Origin of the sequence: Flavobacterium sp., from assembly GCF_047602195.1 — a bacterium.
Classification (GTDB): Bacteria; Bacteroidota; Bacteroidia; order Flavobacteriales; family Flavobacteriaceae; genus Flavobacterium.
In genome coordinates this window covers 2,273,486-2,290,937 of record NZ_JASGHW010000004.1, presented here as the reverse complement: position 1 = coordinate 2,290,937, position 17,452 = coordinate 2,273,486, and the positions used below count along the sequence as shown (strand labels likewise).

Sequence of the window (17,452 nt, the reverse complement as noted above, 5' to 3'; positions counted from 1 at the left end):
TGGCCGACTAAAATAAACTTTTTGTTAAAAACTATTGCAGGATTTCCGCAACCTTTTTGAAAGTCTGTCATCTCCAAATACAAACCATTGAAAACAAACGCATTGATGATGAAAAAAATTACACTGACTTTCTTTTTGCTCTTGGCATTCGCGCTGCACGCGCAGACATTCGAATGGCTCAAGACTCCGCCGATTACCTTTAGCTCCAACCCGGACATGATCGGTTATGCGACGGCGCACGATCCTTCGGGGAATGTCTATCTTTCTGGCTTCAAGGAAAATTCGTTCAACTACAGCGAAATTTTTGGCGATGTGTTCTACAACAAATACGATGACCAGGGCAACCTGCAGTTTTCAAAGACTTTTACCGGACACGTCACGGTGTACGACATGGTTTCCGATTTTGAGGGAAACATCATTGTCGTGGCGGGATTCGTCAATCTTTTCTCGGTCGATGATTGGGCAATCGATACCGTCGAGCAAGGCATCCAGAACCTCATTCTCAAATTCGACGCCAGCGGTGCGTTGCTCTGGCACAGACAGATGACGATCGACGATTCGTTCGAATGCCGCGCACATACTGCAACCGTTGATACCACTGGAAATGTATATATTGGCTATTACGACTTTATGCATTCCTTCATCAAAAAGTTATCCCCTGACGGCGATACCCTAATGACCATCACGCAAGCCAATGCGCGTTCCGTGCAATCGATCAGCATCGACAACCAAGGAAACATCTATGCCGCCGGTTCCTGTGCCGACCCGGGCGCTACCTTTGCCGGCGTTACCGTTTCGCCTTCGCTGCTGTACAATACGTTTATCGTCAAATATTCAGCAGAAGGGACCTACCAATGGGTGCGTTATGTAGAAGACATCACCTGCCCGGAGCCGCAAGTCGTGGCACACAGCCCGGATGAGGTGTATTTCTGCTCCTACCTGTTTGACAACTACAGCTTCGACGGCATCCCGACCGAAGGCCCGCAGACCATGTTCTCGGATATTTTCATCACCAAACTCAATGCTTCCGGAATTTTTCAATGGGTGCGCGAAGTGCCCGGCAGCGGTTATATCAATACCGGAAACCGACGATTTCTTTCGGGAGATGCCGATGGCAATATTTATTTCGCGGGTTCGATGCGCGGCACGATCAATTGGAATACCGAGATGACCACCATAAGCAACGGATTCAGCAACGAAGCGATTGTTTTGAAATACAATCCACAGGGCGATTTGTTGTTGGCCAAAACCGCTGGCGGAGCCTCAAACGATCGTTTCGATGCCGTTTCGGTCAATGCACAAGGCGATATTTTCCTGGCCGGTATGTCCAACGGCACCGCTTCTTTCGACGGCATCCAGCATGAGGTGGCGCAATTCCAGAATTGGCCGTTCCTGGCCAAAATGACGATGAATACTTTTTCGACTGCCGAACAAGAATTGCAGCAGCTAGTCCTTTACCCCAATCCGGCTTCGGATTACCTTTACATTTCGAACACGGCCCAAACGTTTGCCGGCAGTATTTTCAATGTACTCGGACAAAACGTATCGGATTTCGAAATCAATACCACACATCCTGTTTCGGTGGCATCGCTTCCGAAGGGCACCTACTTAATTAAGCTCAATCAGTCCCGGACGATCAAGTTCGTCAAGAACTGATTGAAGAAAGCCTCCTGATACCGGAGGCTTTTTTTATCGCTTGATCGAAAAGTGCGATTTGTATTTGCGCCATTCGGGCAAGCCGTGCAGGTCCATTTCCTGGTAATCGACACTGAACCAGTAATCCTCGGACGGCATCGGCTTTCCGTTGTAGCTTCCATCCCAGCCTTGCTCGGCCGGACTGATCTGCTTGAGCAGTTTGCCATAACGGTCGTAGATGTAAATGCGTGCGTTGGGCTGGTTGCTGAGCCTGAAAATATTCCACGTGTCGTGGTAGCCGTCGTTGTTGGGCGTAAAGAATTTGGGGTAATCGAGAATCAGGATTTCCTTGGCCAGGTCGGTGCACTGGTTGGCATCGGTGACTTTAATCGTATGAGTTCCCGGACTCAGGTTCGTGTAGACATTGCCGTATTCAAACGGCCCGTTGTCGATGCTGAACAGGTACGGCCCCGTCCCGCCCTGCACAATCAATGTCAGCGATGGATTGTCGCTGAAATCGTTGCCCAGGTACGCGATGAAATTATCGGGCGTGAATGCCTGCCGGACCTCCGCAGAAACTTCGGGCGACCGGCAACCGGTATGGATATTGGTGGCGACCACCGAATAAGTCCCGATTTGATCCGCCTCATAGGCATTCCCGGTTTCCGAAGCCATACGCGCGGTATCCCTGTACCATTCGAAACTGTAATCGGAAGCATTGAGCCCGGTTTCCAAAGTGTAATTCCAAAACGTATTTCCTTCCGCATCGACGCAAATATAACCGTCAGCCAGTTGCGGGTCTGGCAATGCATTGATGGTGATTGTGGTGGTCGCCTTCACCGAATCGCATCCGGCCGAGGCAGGCGTCGCATAAGTCACCGTATAGGTTCCCGCCGCACTTTTGGAAGGATCGATTGTCCCTGTAACCCCATCGATAGCCAATCCGAATGGCGCGTTATAAACACCGCCAAAATACGCATTGGTACCTGTCAACAAAGCGGGCACCGAGGTGATGTCTTTGCAATAAGCTGCATCCGGGTAACGGATGTCAGCCATCGGCACCGCCGTAATCGTCACCGTAGTCGTGACTGCCGGGACGGTGCAATTGTCGGCCGTGGTCGGAATCGCATAGGTTACCGTATACGTCCCCGGCAAACTGCTGCGCGGCAGGATGGCCCCGGTTGTGGGATTGATGGCCAAACCTACAGTCGAGCTGAATGTTCCGCCCAGATAATCATTGGTTCCGGTTAAAATTACCGGAACGGCGGAAAGGATCGCTGTACAATACGGGCTTTGCGGATACGAAATCGCTGCCGTTGGTGCAGGAAACACCGTAACATTATGGTTCACGATACTCGCACACCCGATACCATTGGAAATGCTAAAACTCACGTTGTAGGTTCCTACCGACGGGAAAGTGTGCCTGGGGTTTTCTTCGGTTGATGTGGTGCCATCGCCAAAATCCCACATAAAAGTATCCAAAACCGTATGCGGTGGCGCAACCGAAGTATTCGAAAACTGGGCATTGTCGTAACAGGTATTCGCAATGGCAAAATCGGCGATCGGATCGGCGATACTCAAAACGGTAGAAATATTGACGATGCAACCGGTCACCGACCGCAACTGGCAGGTATAAGTTTGTCCGCCTACCGGGTTGTTCACATTGATCGATTGGGTGGTTTCGCCCGTATTCCACAGGTATTCAAAACCGATCGGCGCCGTCAATAATGCATGGAGCGAACCCGAACAATAGGTCGAGCTGATTTGCAATGGCGAACAATAGGCATCGACATAGGCATAGCCGAAATGACCGCCCGGCGTACAATCGCCCGTGACGAATTCGATCGATAAGGTTTGTCCCATATAAGCGCTGAGATCAAGGCCGACCGTCGTCCAGTCTTTGTAGACGATCCCGTTGCAATTGTGGAATCCGGGAAGACTGCTGCTGGCCACAACGGTGTATTCCCCGCAGACCGGATCGATCAATTGCCCCATGGCATCGACCACACGGATCTGGAAACGCGGCTGTTCGATGGCCGGGTGCCCGGGATCTTCCAACACTACCGCATATTTGTAGATGAACAAGGCACTCGATGGCGAAACGGTGATCGAATACGTCAGTTTTTCGGCCTCGGCCCCAATTTGCGCGTTCCCAACACGCGCCGAATACAGTCCGCCCGGTGCAACAACGTGCACATTATCGCAGGTGTTGGGGTCGGTACCGTTTCCCGACATGATCGTATGCCGGCCCGGGACGATTCCCGAAGGCGCCGTCACGACTGGGCAACAAGTTCCGGTCTCCCCTTTCCAACCGTTGAAATTTCCCGCCTCAAAATCTGAATTCTCACAAGATGAAACTGCCTGGGAACTGGCATTCCCGGCAGCTAAGAGTAAAATCAGGTTTATGGCGATTATGATATTATTGGGCAATATAGATTTAAAGGGGCTAAAAAGCCCCTTTACTGGCGCAGATTGACGTGGCATTTCTAATCTGTTTATGAAAACTGATGCAAGTATCTAAAAAAAAAGGCAGACCCAAATCAATTTTTTGGCTTATTCGATAGAATTGTCCAAAAAGTCGTTCATCGGCTTTAATGTTCTGGAAATGTTACAGTTTCGCTTGAATTATCAACAAAAAACAAACATTTCTGAACTTAAAAAATCATCCGGCAAAAAACCGTTCAATTAAAAAAAATGATTACTTTTCGCCAACCTTAAAATTGTACCTTATGGAATTCGAACAAATCCAACAAACGCTGGTCGCCAACGCCACAGATGTCGAGAAAGCTGGCTTTTACAAAAAAACCTATCTGCACGTGGCCTTGGCTTTATTGGCATTTATCGTGGTGGAAACGATTATGATACAAACTGTTCCCGTTGAATGGATCGCGGCGATGTTTGACGGAAAATTCATGTGGTTGTTCATCATCGGGTTGTTCTGGCTCGGCAGCGTGATTTCGACCAAAATGTCGTTCGCCCCTTCGCGCAACCAACAATACCTCGGGCTTGGATTGTATGTGATTTTGGAGGCGATTATTTTCCTTCCGATGATTTACATCGCAGCTTCTTACACTGGTGCAGAAATATTGCTGCAGGCCGCTTTGCTGACTTTGGCGATGTTTGCCGGACTCACGGCGGTGGTTTTCCTGACCCGGACCGATTTTTCTTTCCTTAGGACGGCCTTGATCGTAGGTGGTTTCATTTCCCTCGGCCTTATTGCAGCCGGTGCCATTTTTGGTTTCAATCTCGGACTCTGGTTTTCGGTGGGCATGGTTGTGCTGGCTTCGGGCAGCATCCTGTACCAAACCAGCCAGATCAAGGACAATTACGGAACCGAGCAATATGTGGGCGCGGCGCTTCAATTGTTCGCCTCGGTGATGCTGCTGTTCTGGTACATCCTCAGAATTTTGATGAGCCGAAGAAACTAATCTTCAAAAACAATAATCAAGAAAGCCGGATTAGAGTCCGGCTTTCTTTGTTTTCAACTTTGGCGGTGTTATTTTTTTTGCTGTAAGCCTTTCAATAACTCATAGGAACGCAACCTTGCCGCATGATCATAGACCGGGCTTGTGACCATCAATTCGTCCGCACCGGTCACATCGAGGAAACGCTGCAGTTCCATCGCGACTTTTTCGGGACCACCCACAAAGGAGAATCGGATCATTTGCTGTAAGGCCGCTTCTTCCAACGGGTCCATGAAATTCTCATCGGGATTAACGGGCGGCCCCAGTTTCTGGCGTTTACCTGTAAGGATCCCCAGAAACAGTTTCTTGAACGAAGTGGCCAATTTTGCCGCCTCGGCATCCGAATCAGCCGCAATGACATTGACGCAGGGCATGACATAAGGAACCTGCAACTGCGCCGATGGCCTGAAGTTTTTGCGGTAAATCGCAATCGCATCAAAAAGTTGCGCCGGTGCAAAATGGCTCGCAAACGCATACGGCAGTCCGAGTGAAGCCGCGATATAAGCACTGTCGGTGCTCGAACCTAGAATCCAGATCGGGATATCGAGTCCTTCGCCCGGAATGGCACGCACGGCGCTCGTTTTGTTTTCAGCCGAAAGAAATTGCTGCAACTCCTTGACATTGCCTTCGAAATCCATGACCGCAGCCATGTCCCGGCGCAATGCATTGGCGGTCAATTGGTCGGTTCCCGGCGCGCGCCCAAGCCCCATATCGATCCGACCGGGAAACAAGGTAGCCAGTGTCCCGAATTGTTCGGCCACGATGAGCGGCGCATGGTTGGGCAACATGATGCCACCCGACCCGACGCGCAGGGTTTGGGTTTGCGAGGCAATGTGCGCAATCAAAACCACCGTCGCCGTGGAAGCAACGCCTTCCATGTTGTGGTGTTCGGCCAACCAATAACGGTTAAAGCCTAATTTTTCAGTGTGTTGGGCCAACGAAACGCTATGGCCGAAAGCGTCTTTTGGGGTTTTGTCCTGTGGCACCATGGCCAGGTCGAGTACGGACAAAGGGATATTTTGGAGGAGGTTCATTTGAGGTAATTTTTGCTAGTTGCAAAATTACGATGGTCACGACCTAGAATCCTTCAATTTGAAATAGTTTTAATCGATGACTGGATTGGTTTTTCTGGTAAAATTTCTAAAATGAAGGCATTCAAATTATTGTATTTACTCTCAATATCATCAAACGCCTCTTTCGCCTTTTTGAAGTCTTTTTGCTTGCGTTCATATTCAGTATCAATATCTTTGATCTTATTTTTAGCATCTTCTACTTTGGTATCCAGTTCGGCCAATGTATTTTTCAGCTTGCTTTTTCGCAATGCTCTTTTTGCCAGTCTGGCAATTATATAAAGTAGCTGTTTCAATAACTGGTTGACTGCCGAATATAAAAATTTAGCCATTAATTTGGCTTCTGGGTCTATTGTCACAAGCCAGCCCTTGACCTTTTCACCTATTCTTACAAAGAAATCTGCTTCATGTTCTGACGCCAGCCTAGAGGCTTCGACTTCATTCTGGAAACCCAAAGCCCGTCTGTACTTCAACATACAAAAGGTGTAAATTACCCATGTGCACATAAAGCAAAAATGAAATCGGAGCGGATATTGTTCCCTAGCCAAGTATTTTATTTTATGCTCTTGAGTACCGATTGAATTGTAATACCACAAAGTCCAACCTAAGAAGATGAATGCCAATGAAGATCCGACAAGCAAAATCCTGTAATAGACATACCAGTTTTTGAATTCAATATTTTTGCGAAATCTGTAGAAAAGGAATATTTTACGCAGTTCGAAAATCATCAAGACAATAGATACCGTAATTGCAGAATACAGCAATCCCAGAAAATTAATGACACCGAGTTTGTCATTATTGTAATCTGTAATATTTAATGAAATGAAGCCAATGAAAAGCAGGAAGGAAATTATCGTATCGGCAGCGAGGTCAAAATAGTCATACGATTCGGTTGTTGAGGCTAAATAACTGAACAAAAAGTCTATGCTGAAATAGCACACAAAAATAAAACCGAGTAAAAAATGTTCTTCAAATACCACCAATTTCACAAGCCAACTGAAACCTTCCCATCCGTGCCTGGACCATACTTCAACAATATTGGCCACAAAAGGCGAAAAAGTAGACATTAATTGCTCGAGAAAGGCACCAAGCACACCTGGGTAGATCAGCATGTGCATCCATTCCTTTTTGATGTTCATCGGTCGAAAAAGTGCTGCGTTCTCGGGTGATTGATTATTGGCTTTGATCTTGTTGATCCGTATCCAAAATACAATAATGATAACGACCGTTATAACAAGAAAAGGGATTTCAATCTCTTCCCATTTCAGGCACATCCGGTGTCGCTGCTCCAATTTCTCAATATAATCTATCCCTCCCTTCCCTTCGTGATTGTATAGAATGCGGGCTACCGAATGCTCAACTGACAATGGCTCCCGAATTGTTTTCTCGCAAAGACATTGCCTTTTGCTTACCGGACGGTTATCAGCATTCAACGGCTGGGCCAATGCAAACACGAAAATTCCAAGCCAAAAAAAAGCTGCCTTTTTGCCCCACATCCCGTCTTTATTTTTTAACCTTAATCCTGCGTTTCATCTCCAAATACTTGTCTTCCCCATTCACCGTGCTGGCGATCAGCTCCGCATTGTTCCAGTACAAGGCAATGAGCCGGTTGAGTTCTTCGAACCGCTTGATTTCATCGGGGTGCGTCTTGGTGCTTTTGGCTTTGTAATCGTCGGTTTTCCATTTCACGAAAATCGAGGAAGGTTTCTTGGCGTTTGCGTCGTTGTCCGGGTTTGACATTTCCTCTGCCCAAGTATCTGCGAGTTGTACACCTTCTTCTACCTTGGTCTTGACGCCATAACGGTCAAAAATATTCTTCCAGACAATCGGCGCTTCCCTAGGATCATAACCCGCCTGTACCATCAGGCAAAGCCCCACGCGATCGGCCAGGAACTCCTGATCAACCGAAAAGTCCGACGATCTTTTGTCGGCGTAGCTCGAAGACAAATCCAACAGGTTGTCCTTGGCCACTGCGTTCGATTCGTTCTTGGCCTCGGTCCGCTCCTGCTGCTCCTCGCTCACATGGCCGCGCCCGCTCTTTAGGTTTTCGCCATTTCTGCGGATGCTTATCGCATTGACGACCCCTTTGCCGATGTTGCCCAAAGTGAGTTTGTTTTTTTCCTTTTTATCGGTCTTGGCCGCATCTTCGGCCTGATGCTCGTAAATCGCATGCGCAATCTCATGCCCCAGTACGGTGGCCAACTGCGCCTCGTTTTCGAGATTCTTGAGCAAGCCCGTACAGATGTAGGCCAAGCCGTTGGCCCTGACATAAGCCAGCAAATCGGGGTTGTCCACGACGATAAAAATAAAGTTGATTTTCTTTTTGATGTGTGCCGGAACCAACTTGAGCCCGACGCCGCTCACGTAATCCTGCAAGGCCGCATCGGCCGTGATTTTCCCCAAGCCCGGGACTGCGCTGCCGAAAAGCGTCTTGCGTTTGTTTTTGTCGATCCACAACGGATACAGTTTGTCGTAATTGTCTTTCTCTACTTCGAGCGCGGTCTTGTCATAACTGGTTTCTTCTTCGGGGGTGATCGTAAACCTGTCGGCCAAAAAATACCCGTCGGGATTGTATTTTCCGCCCACATCGGCAAAATCACCCTCGGCGATCTTGGTGAAACCTTCATACGAATGGCCTTCGAAACCGCCTTTGCCCGTAATGGTCTTGCCCTCCTTGAGCTTGACCTTATTGCCGTTGACGTAGGCAAATTCTCCTTTGATCAGGTCGATGCGCCCTTCTATGGGTTTGACTTTGATGCTGATGATCGTGATTTTATTGATCTGCTTGTATTTGGCCTCACGGAAATATTCGCCTTCAACCAGGATTTCATCGCTGCTCTTGAGGTCATTTATCGTGAGTTTGTCCTTGTTTTCATTGGTCACCTGCGGATCCTTGAGTTCGAGCGTTTCGCTGTTGATCTCGTAAACGATTTCTTTTTTCTTGTCCTTTTTCTTGCCTTCTTCATCGGGAACAAAATTGACCAGGATCAGTTTCTGCTCGTAATCGATGTTTTGCACAAACCCGCGCTTGGAGAAATTGACCGGAATATCGGCCTGTGCCAAGGCAAAAAAAGGAAACAAACCGCAAACAAGGAACTGGAATTTTGCAATACAATTTTTCATACCGTAGTTATTTAGTTGAGAATGAGTTGGTGCATCAGCATATAATCTTCGAGGAGCAGGTCCTGCATTTCCTTGCTCAGGGCCGCAATGTCTTTCTTGAAAGCCGCCAGTGCGTCGCGTTCTTTTTGGGCTTCTGCGGCAGAGAGTTGAAAAAAAGTGCGGTTGATGCGTTTCTTCTTTTCCATGCTGGAATACAGGAACCAGTCGTAGCCGCCCGGTTTTTCGATAACCAGATCGAGGGTTCCGTTTGGGGTGGCCGGACTGTTGTAAACCGTATCGCGGGTCTGGCTATTGACGACCATCAGCCGCGCATTGGGAATCGACTTTTTTAGATCCCATTGCAGCTTGACATTTTTGGGAACGATACGGGCGGAATCTTCGGGCGAGTGGTTTTCGTCCTCGGTAAGCGCGGCCTTGTTCTTTTTGTTCAAACCGCGTGTCCCTGCCGGGGTAGCCCCAGCCGATTGGTATTCGAGTTCGGTCAATTTGTGGAAGTTGTTCATGAAATGCGCAAACCCCTGCACCATATTGTTCTTGACGTTCTTGAACATCGTATCGTAATTCATCGTGTTTTGCCCAGGGTCTTTCTTTTCATAGAACTTGGTCTTGGTAAAAAGGACAAACCGGGAGTGCTGGTCATAGTCCAGTCCTGCATTCTTGGGCACCGCATAACGGAAACCGTGTTCGAGCGCGGGATAATCGGGGTTGACGAACCGTACGTCGCCTTTGTAGACAATGATAAAAAGCTCCTCGCTGTGTGCGCTAAAGACACAGCAGACCATCAGGCAAAGGGTACAAATTATTTTTCTCATGGGATGTTGGTATTGGTGGCTGAATTTTGTTCGGTTTCAGATTCAGGTTCGGTTTCCGTTTCGGGTGGTTGTGGTGTTTGATCCGGTATGGCGGCGTGTTTCTTCTTGTCCATGTGGTCGTAAAAATGAAAGGCAAATACCTTGAATTCGATCAGCAACGCGATGCACAGCAAAAGCAATCCGGGGTGAAAATGCACGCCCACGTCCATCAAAGCAACAGATAACCTTATGACACCCAAAATGCTTAAAATCAAAAAGGTAACATCGACCAATAGTTCCAGCCAAATGGGCTTCAACCGCTTGATCTGCAGCAATCCGAACAAAAACCAGAACGTAAGAAAACCGACTACCACCAAATGCAATACTCCGCTGACGTCGAACAATTTGCTGTTGTCGGCCAACGTCTGGATGGCATTGGCATGGACCACCACGCCCGGCATGACGGGCAGCCGGTTGACCAAGTCAAAATCGACCGGAACACGGTGCTTATCGGTAAGGTCTTCGACATTGTACATGTTGTCTTTCCCCAAATGCCCGATCAGCACCAAGGGATGCGCTGAAACATATTCGGCAAGGGCCGCATCAGAAATAACGCTATCGAGTATATCACGGGCTTCAAGCGCCGGAAAATCATGCCGGTCATCTCCTATCACTTTTGGGTCGCGCAGATTGTAGAAGCCGCCCGCCTTGCTGCTGTACTTGATCCAGAAAATAGAATCGGCCGGGCGCTCCGCCATTTTGGGCAACATCGCCCATGCAAAGGAATGGACCGTTACCTTGTCGTTTTCTGACCCTGCCAGAGGCAATTTGTAGTAATTGAAATAGGTACGCACCGATTCACGGTCCTTGCGGGGCAGGTTGATGTATCCTTGCTGGTTTTTGGGCACTTCGGTAAAAATGGTCGGGTATTGTCCATCGACACCAAAAACCACCTTGTGTTTGATGATGGCTTCTTCCAGGCTATCGGCATCGGCCTGACCACCTTGGGGAATATCGACGAAATAATGGTCTATCCCTATTTTGTCCGCTTGGGCCGCAGCCAGTTTTTCGATCAGTCGGGTCAATTTTGGACGAAACGTTGCGCCCCTTTCCAATGAGCCCGAATTGATCAGCAATACTTCTTTCCGGGAGGAATAGGTCGGCGGTTTTTCGTATTGGTAATGAATATCGGTAAAATCAAGGTCCTCGATGGCCAGGTCTTTGATGCGGTACAGTTCCACCGGCAATGCGTGCAATACCTGCTCAAATGCGTAGGCAAACGGTACAAACACGATAAAGACAATGATCAATCGCTTCCAATTTACAGGCTCCTTGTCAAACCAATCTTCTTTTTTGAATTGTATTTTCATCCGATTTTTTTTAAGCAATACCGACCAAGCCCAACAAAACCATACGGAAACACAACAAGATATGGCCTTCATGGGCCAAAGGTCCTGAACACATGATAGTCTGTTTGGTTATAACGACAGCAGGCCATGAAGGCTACGCAATGCGTGCTTTCTGCATGACAGCGATGCTGTTTATTCTTGCTTGGGCGGACCTACGGAAATTGTCTGGCTGCTTTCTTTCCGGGTGAACTGCTTCGGGGGCATGAAGCTAATCCGCTAATGATGTGGTGATTGGACGAAGATATAAAAAAAAACATAGAATGTTAATTTATGTTAATTTTTTTTACCCATGCTCCGACTAGGGAAAACACTATTGCAAAATATCCAAATACCAAAACACAAAAAAACCCGCAAAAAAGCGGGTCTTTGCGTCTTTATTTGATGGGTGGTCCGGAAGGCATCGGCTTGTCATCGTTTTTGGTGTATTGGTCCCCGTCGTGGTTTTCGGCATCCGTACCATCTGGCGCGCTGTAGCCTGATTGGCCCTGCACATTGGATTTGGATGGAACAGTTTTTTTGCCGGCAGGGGAATTTTGGACCGTATTGGCCGTCGATTCATCGGTAGCCTGCGCCTGGTCCGTAGTGGTCGTGTCCATCTCTTTCTCTTTGGAATCGGTAGTGGAATAAGCCGGGATGGTATTTTCTTTCTTTTGGCAGCTTTCGCAAGAGGCGAACAAGTTGGTGACCAGTAGAGCCAATAGCGTCGTTCTAAAAATTTTCGTTTTCATAGCGTTAGGATTTAGTTTTTTTCGGCAATCAGTTGAACAAAACCATGGTCTGTATTTTTTGGCTGTTGAAGACAAACAGATCGGCCTCGGGGTTGAGTTCCCAATGCGTCGGTTGCTCTGTCCAATAATGGATGTGGTACATCTTGTACCCTTCCGGAAAAGGCGACGTCCCTGGAAATCCTTGAAAAAAAGCCTTTTCGTCGGTTCCCTCCCCGCCCTTGGCCTGTATGAGTTCCCAGCCTTCGATCAGGTGCATGCGGTGGGCCTGGGCGTAGTCGTAAACCACTTCCTTGTCAAGGTGTTCGGGATAAAAAAAAGTCATGTAATTGTCCTCGACCAAATGGTGTGTTTCTGGGCTGCGGACCCAATTGTGGGCACTGAGGTCGAATTCTTTGGATATTTCGGTATACGTGCCGTTCTCGAACAGCATCAGGCTGTGGACTTTCATGGCATAGCAATTTAAAATTAGACATGAACACGTTGGTTATTCAAAGGTCGGCCGAAAATGGAAGAAAATCGTTACAGGATTCTGGATGGGATTTACAGGATTTGCCATGAATGACCTAAATCGCTCTTAGTGAACCAGCCAAAACAATATATCTTGTCAAAAAACTGACCTTACCGCTGATTGTCGGCAATCGATTTCCTATTTTTACTTCTTACTAACCCAACAAAACGATAATCATGAACAACAAAACCCTATTGATTGTACTCCTGGTCCTCAACGCGATAGTCCTGCTTGGCCAGGTTTGGCCCGAAGGCGCACCGCCTTTTGCACGAATGGTCAACATTGTGTTTTTGGTATTGAGTTTTATATTTTTTGTGTCGGTTTTGCGGAAAAAGTAAAGTCCTGCCAAAGGCAATGCCCATAAATACACAAGAGCAAGATTATCGCAAACTCCATACGCCAGACCAAAATTAGCGCAATGCAATACTATTTTTCATATTTTAAGTTTTAAAGGGTTATTGTGTTGTAATTGTATTCTTTCCGAATTACCGGCGAACAGGGACATCCTATCGGCAAAAGCCTTTTTGCTCATTTGTAATACAAATCTTTATTTTATTTCCGGTAATGGCATTTGGTCGGCAATGATTGTATTTTGTCGATTGCATGGTTTGATTCTCAGATGTTTTTTTACATTTAAAGAAACAATTCTGCTGGCTTCCACAAAGACGTCAAAAATGCAAATCCTATTTTCTCGGACGATTGATTCAGATTCCGAATGTCAAGGATGTGCTACAATACCATCGTGCCGGTCAGCCTTCGTGTTCCAGATTTGATTATGAAAGTCCAATCGACGTTTATTTGTTTGCAACTATTTTATATTTTGTTCAATACTTAATCATTCCCTACTATGAAAATCGAAAATTTGGATTTCGATGCCTATAACAATCGTATCGATCCTGAATATTACGATAATTTACTCAAGCACATATCGGCCATCTTATCGCTAAAAGACAAGAAAACGGAAACAGAAATCAACCAATGGAAAGAAAAATACACCATCGCACACGAAAGTGATGACGTGAAGACATTCGATAATGTCGACTACAAACACACGTTACACATCGACTTTATTGGCTTGGCAGCTTCTACTTTTTTAATCGGCAACGAAGCCGCCAAATTGAAGTATCCCAATACGGTCAAGGATGCTTTCAAATCGATTTGCAAGGAGAATTTCACAGATGCGCTTAAGGACAATCAAGTTTCGCTGCGCATCCGTTTCATTTTTCCTTATTTGTATTCAAATTTTTCATTCGGTTTGATGGAATGCATGAAATCGAAAAAAGGCGGCGGTTCAATCAAAAACCGAAAAACGAGTTATAATTTTGATGTAGAAGAAGGTTTGGACAAAACCAACTACAAAAACTCAAGGCTCTGGATGAAAGAAATCGAAGCGCTTGAAAAAATTGAAGAAATCATCGCACAAAACAAAAGCCTGGTAGTCACTGAACACAACAAAGCTTCCCATACGCTTCAGGTTCGGTTCACCACGCTCCCCATCAATATGTGTACGGTGATGATTGGCAACCTATCCTACAATGACCCTTATCTTTTTACCAAACAAAAGGAGCAGTTCAAAGACGGGCATTTCTTTTTTCCGGTGATCGAAACCAGCATGGAAGGCCGCGCGAGTTCGCTGCATGTTAATATCGCCAAATCCTTCGATTATTATTGGGCCAATGAACTGACGTTGTTTTGTGGTGATTCAACCGATTTTAAACCCATTACCGGCGAAAATAAGCTCACCATCATCAAGAAACCGCAAGAAGTACTCGACACCCATTTCATGCGACGGATCGAACGCACCATGCACCATATTAAAAAAGCCGGCGAACCAATCAATATTGAAAGCGAACAGATCGCGCCTTGGCTGGCCAACCTCAAAGAGCGGTTTCGGGCCAATTGCAGTCACAGCGAATACATACTGGGGGAAAAATTCCAGTACAAAACAACTGAACCTAAAACTACGGCGTCGCCCACTGTCGCCCAATCTGAAAATTCCATCGCAATTGGTTTTCGCCAGACGGAAGATGAAAGCGGAGAATATTTTTTCAAGCTTAAAGCCGATGGTCTTGATTTCAAAGAATTTAAGTTCAAAAAGAGATATAAAGCCGGTGAAAATAATCGGTTGCTCGTCATTACCTATAAGATTTTGCTGCATTACTGCCTTGTAGCGAAAGGAATTCTCAAGAAAGGAAGCATGTTTGAAATGGGAGGCATCGATTTTGAAACCAAAAGAACCCAGATGAGAAATGATCTTTTAAAATTGCTCCCCAGAGAGGATTATCCCAAAGCCGACTGGACATTCTTTGAAAAATGTATCATGGAATGCCATGGAAAAAATGCGACCCTCAAAATTCAAAACATAAACATCGTTTATAATTTGGAGGATGACTTTAAAATGTTCCGCATTTTACAATACGGCAAAAAAGTAAAAAACAGGACTGAAAAATACATCGATGTACTACCCCAAGTTGATTTGGATACCACAAAATTCAAGTAATTTTTTTTGCCAGAGTTTTGGTAAAATTTTGGCAAAATTCTGGTAAAACTTTGTACAAAATTTTGCCAGAATTTTGAATTTATTGGTTAAATATTTCTGAAAATTGTTTGTAATCAAGCAGTTACAAATTCAAGGAATCGTTTTAATTTTGGAATCTAATACCACCAAAAAAAAACTTTTCTATGAATTATTTTTACTTACTGTGGGGGATCATTGCCAGATGGTTGTCCAACATCAGAACCTTCTATGCGTTCTTGACTTTGGAGTATGTTCACAATGCTCATTTTATCCTATCGATTGGTTTGAATATTATGCAGACCATGATGTGGATTTTGGTTATTCCACTTAGTTATAAGCTGGAGAGAAAAGTAGAAAATGTGCGCGTCGAGCATGGCGTGGATTTAAGGAAAAATGTACTTTGGATGAAATTGATTCTCATTGGTATTGCCTTTATGGATCCAATGCATCAATTATTGCATGCTTATGTAGCCGATTACTATTTCTGTGTGTTTATGAATTTTCTATTTGCTGTTTTTATTACGAATGCCATTATCATCTCAAGGCATTTCGATGTATAAGTGTAGGAAAGAAAAAAGCCCCTCGCATTGGGGCTTTTCAGATTTCAATATTGCTTTTAAGCTACGGACATTTAACCAATCGGACATAATGCCGTAGCCTTTGTCGAGCAAATAACGGATTACTTTTTTTACCAGTTCTTTGATAAAAATTCCACCGGGAATGAATTGCAGAATGTATTCTACAATCTTGTCGAAAATCTCGGAAGCGGTTGATCCTGTTTTCAAAAACTTGCAGAAGTATTCTTTGATTTTTGTCCAAAGACCGCTACCGAAATAATGGTAAGAAGCCGTTGTCAATTGCATCATTTTGTAATCTTCCTGTGCGAACATCGCCGATGAAAAAGCTTCGTGGGCTTGCTGGTACATCATGGCCAAGGCTTCCTCTACCTCCGCTTCGGTAGGAATAGATTCTGTTGACGGCCCAAGCAATATGTCGGCTTTGTCATTGAAAAGGTCGATCGTTTCCAATTGTAAGTTTTGTGCATACATAATTATTGCGTTTTTAAGGTTAACTTTTCAAAAGTATTTGGCATCGGCAACTTATTTTAGTCAAAACACTATCGCACAGGGTTTCTTTCCCTAGGCAACCATAGCATATAATATTGTTACGGAACGTTAGATGCGGTGATTTTCGGTCTTATGAAAGGCAGCCCTCAGAAAACTTAAATAACAATTCGCTCGTATTGACCAATAAACCATTCATTTCAAACAATTTAACTATAAAATTGTTACTTTAGTCTTCTACCACAAGATTAGTCAAAACACTAATTCGCCATAGGGTTTTTACTGTTGTTGTCACGCATACATGTGCCATTTTTGTAAAGAATATTAACCCTATAAATATTTTTATTATGAAAAATCCAATTGTATTGATGGCAGTGTATTCTCTTCCGAACAATGAAGAAGTACCAGAAAGCAACTACCTTTGGGAAGGTCTCTTATCGAGTGAACTTTCTGAAGTAAAAGACATCGCCACGGTAGTGATTACCAAACCGGAAGATGAAACCGATTATGAAGACTGGCGCAACGAAGTGGTGGCCTCTGTCGGTCAACCCAATCGAAACCTCACTTATGGTTACGATACCGAGGGTAAACTCGTGTTTGTCAACCTCCTTAAAATTGAAAACGACGAAGACCACCAGAAGAAAGTCAAATGGCTCAAGAAATACCAGGACATGATTGACTATGTGCTTACAGGTCTGTACACCGAAGCGGCCCATTCTATTGCACATCCCGAAGAAGTTCCCAATTTATTCCCTGCACCAGACGTACTCGTGATGCCGCGCAGAAATGATTACAACGAAATTCAAGTCGGTGACCTCAAAGAACTCATTGACGCGTCACTCGCCTCCAGGGTTCCGCCCATTGTTCCTAGATTCGATACCGATCGCTACGATAATTATGTAGAAATTGAAGAAACAGGCGGCAATTTGGTTGTCAGTACACACCCTGATTTCCCTACAGGCCGTTTGCTGTTTTCGATTCCATTTCTCAGAAGTATCATCAGGACACATGACTTGGACAATTCAGATGTTTTGGTCATTGGGATGGCAACCTTCAAGGGCAAACAATTCCAATACATTTGGGTAAAAGGAACGACCAGTTTCTACAATTACTCGAATGAGCCTAGGTAAATCCAGATCTGC

The 17,452-nt window shown here is 45.6% G+C and carries 15 protein-coding genes; 6 read left to right on the top strand and 9 right to left on the bottom strand.

Annotated elements, in window-relative coordinates; all coding sequences use genetic code 11:
- Positions 1-108: 108 nt before the first annotated feature.
- Entirely contained in the window at positions 109-1,656 is a 1,548-nt protein-coding gene (locus tag QM717_RS16370) for a T9SS type A sorting domain-containing protein (protein ID WP_415039083.1), read from the top strand.
- A 33-nt stretch (positions 1,657-1,689) separates the two neighbouring features.
- On the opposite strand, the gene QM717_RS16365 is transcribed toward QM717_RS16370, so the two are convergent.
- The gene (locus tag QM717_RS16365; RefSeq protein WP_415039081.1) at positions 1,690-4,065 is read right to left on the bottom strand and encodes a T9SS type B sorting domain-containing protein; all 2,376 of its coding nucleotides are present in this window, start codon (positions 4,063-4,065) and stop codon (positions 1,690-1,692) included.
- Positions 4,066-4,364: 299 nt separating this feature from the next.
- Between QM717_RS16365 and QM717_RS16360 the strand changes: the two genes are divergently transcribed.
- Positions 4,365-5,063, top strand: coding sequence for a Bax inhibitor-1 family protein (locus tag QM717_RS16360; RefSeq protein WP_415039079.1), 699 nt, complete (start codon positions 4,365-4,367; stop codon positions 5,061-5,063).
- A gap of 68 nt (positions 5,064-5,131) precedes the next feature.
- Here the strand turns inward: QM717_RS16360 and QM717_RS16355 are convergent, their stop codons facing one another.
- The 7 genes from QM717_RS16355 to QM717_RS16325 all read right to left on the bottom strand — a co-directional run bounded on the left by QM717_RS16355 (position 5,132) and on the right by QM717_RS16325 (position 12,668).
- On the bottom strand, positions 5,132-6,133 hold the full coding sequence (locus tag QM717_RS16355) for an LLM class flavin-dependent oxidoreductase (RefSeq protein WP_415039077.1): 1,002 nt from the start codon (positions 6,131-6,133) through the stop codon (positions 5,132-5,134).
- 53 nt (positions 6,134-6,186) lie between these two features.
- Entirely contained in the window at positions 6,187-7,665 is a 1,479-nt protein-coding gene (locus QM717_RS16350; RefSeq protein ID WP_415039075.1) for a hypothetical protein, read from the bottom strand.
- A gap of 7 nt (positions 7,666-7,672) precedes the next feature.
- Complete coding sequence (locus QM717_RS16345) at positions 7,673-9,292, bottom strand: M48 family metalloprotease (RefSeq protein WP_415039073.1); 1,620 nt, start codon at positions 9,290-9,292, stop codon at positions 7,673-7,675.
- 11 nt (positions 9,293-9,303) lie between these two features.
- Complete coding sequence (locus QM717_RS16340) at positions 9,304-10,104, bottom strand: hypothetical protein (protein WP_415039071.1); 801 nt, start codon at positions 10,102-10,104, stop codon at positions 9,304-9,306.
- Positions 10,101-11,453 (bottom strand): CHASE2 domain-containing protein, encoded by a 1,353-nt coding sequence (locus QM717_RS16335; RefSeq protein ID WP_415039069.1) that lies wholly within the window; start codon positions 11,451-11,453, stop codon positions 10,101-10,103. Before QM717_RS16335 ends, QM717_RS16340 begins: the two co-directional genes overlap by 4 nt.
- Positions 11,454-11,866: 413 nt before the next feature.
- Positions 11,867-12,220 carry a hypothetical protein gene (locus QM717_RS16330; RefSeq protein WP_415039067.1) on the bottom strand — a complete coding sequence of 118 codons (354 nt, stop codon included), beginning with the start codon at positions 12,218-12,220 and terminating at the stop codon, positions 11,867-11,869.
- 28 nt (positions 12,221-12,248) lie between these two features.
- Positions 12,249-12,668, bottom strand: coding sequence for a hypothetical protein (locus QM717_RS16325; RefSeq protein ID WP_415039065.1), 420 nt, complete (start codon positions 12,666-12,668; stop codon positions 12,249-12,251).
- A gap of 236 nt (positions 12,669-12,904) precedes the next feature.
- Here QM717_RS16325 and QM717_RS16320 point away from each other — a divergent pair, with 236 nt between their 5' ends.
- The 3 genes from QM717_RS16320 (at position 12,905) to QM717_RS16310 (ending at position 15,806) form a co-directional block, all read left to right on the top strand.
- Positions 12,905-13,066, top strand: a complete 162-nt coding sequence (locus QM717_RS16320; RefSeq protein ID WP_415039063.1) for a hypothetical protein — start codon at positions 12,905-12,907, stop codon at positions 13,064-13,066.
- A gap of 509 nt (positions 13,067-13,575) precedes the next feature.
- A complete protein-coding gene (locus tag QM717_RS16315; protein WP_415039061.1) occupies positions 13,576-15,228 on the top strand; it encodes a hypothetical protein in 1,653 nt (550 codons plus the stop codon).
- A gap of 182 nt (positions 15,229-15,410) precedes the next feature.
- Positions 15,411-15,806 (top strand): hypothetical protein, encoded by a 396-nt coding sequence (locus QM717_RS16310; RefSeq protein WP_415039059.1) that lies wholly within the window; start codon positions 15,411-15,413, stop codon positions 15,804-15,806.
- Here the strand turns inward: QM717_RS16310 and QM717_RS16305 are convergent.
- Entirely contained in the window at positions 15,786-16,295 is a 510-nt protein-coding gene (locus QM717_RS16305; protein WP_415039058.1) for a hypothetical protein, read from the bottom strand. The genes QM717_RS16310 and QM717_RS16305 overlap by 21 nt on opposite strands.
- A 362-nt stretch (positions 16,296-16,657) precedes the next feature.
- Here QM717_RS16305 and QM717_RS16300 point away from each other — a divergent pair, with 362 nt between their 5' ends.
- Positions 16,658-17,440, top strand: coding sequence for a hypothetical protein (locus tag QM717_RS16300; RefSeq protein ID WP_415039057.1), 783 nt, complete (start codon positions 16,658-16,660; stop codon positions 17,438-17,440).
- The last annotated feature ends 12 nt before the right edge of the window (positions 17,441-17,452 follow it).

Bases quoted from the DNA above. Each gene is read 5' to 3' on its own strand.
- QM717_RS16370 (WP_415039083.1), top strand. From the start codon at position 109: ATGAAAAAAATTACACTGACTTTCTTTTTGCTCTTGGCATTCGCGCTG.
- QM717_RS16360 (WP_415039079.1), top strand. From the start codon at position 4,365: ATGGAATTCGAACAAATCCAACAAACGCTGGTCGCCAACGCCACAGAT.
- QM717_RS16355 (WP_415039077.1), bottom strand. From the start codon at position 6,133: ATGAACCTCCTCCAAAATATCCCTTTGTCCGTACTCGACCTGGCCATG.
- QM717_RS16350 (WP_415039075.1), bottom strand. From the start codon at position 7,665: ATGTGGGGCAAAAAGGCAGCTTTTTTTTGGCTTGGAATTTTCGTGTTT.
- QM717_RS16345 (WP_415039073.1), bottom strand. From the start codon at position 9,292: ATGAAAAATTGTATTGCAAAATTCCAGTTCCTTGTTTGCGGTTTGTTT.
- QM717_RS16340 (WP_415039071.1), bottom strand. From the start codon at position 10,104: ATGAGAAAAATAATTTGTACCCTTTGCCTGATGGTCTGCTGTGTCTTT.
- QM717_RS16335 (WP_415039069.1), bottom strand. From the start codon at position 11,453: ATGAAAATACAATTCAAAAAAGAAGATTGGTTTGACAAGGAGCCTGTA.
- QM717_RS16330 (WP_415039067.1), bottom strand. From the start codon at position 12,220: ATGAAAACGAAAATTTTTAGAACGACGCTATTGGCTCTACTGGTCACC.
- QM717_RS16325 (WP_415039065.1), bottom strand. From the start codon at position 12,668: ATGAAAGTCCACAGCCTGATGCTGTTCGAGAACGGCACGTATACCGAA.
- QM717_RS16320 (WP_415039063.1), top strand. From the start codon at position 12,905: ATGAACAACAAAACCCTATTGATTGTACTCCTGGTCCTCAACGCGATA.
- QM717_RS16315 (WP_415039061.1), top strand. From the start codon at position 13,576: ATGAAAATCGAAAATTTGGATTTCGATGCCTATAACAATCGTATCGAT.
- QM717_RS16310 (WP_415039059.1), top strand. From the start codon at position 15,411: ATGAATTATTTTTACTTACTGTGGGGGATCATTGCCAGATGGTTGTCC.
- QM717_RS16305 (WP_415039058.1), bottom strand. From the start codon at position 16,295: ATGTATGCACAAAACTTACAATTGGAAACGATCGACCTTTTCAATGAC.
- QM717_RS16300 (WP_415039057.1), top strand. From the start codon at position 16,658: ATGAAAAATCCAATTGTATTGATGGCAGTGTATTCTCTTCCGAACAAT.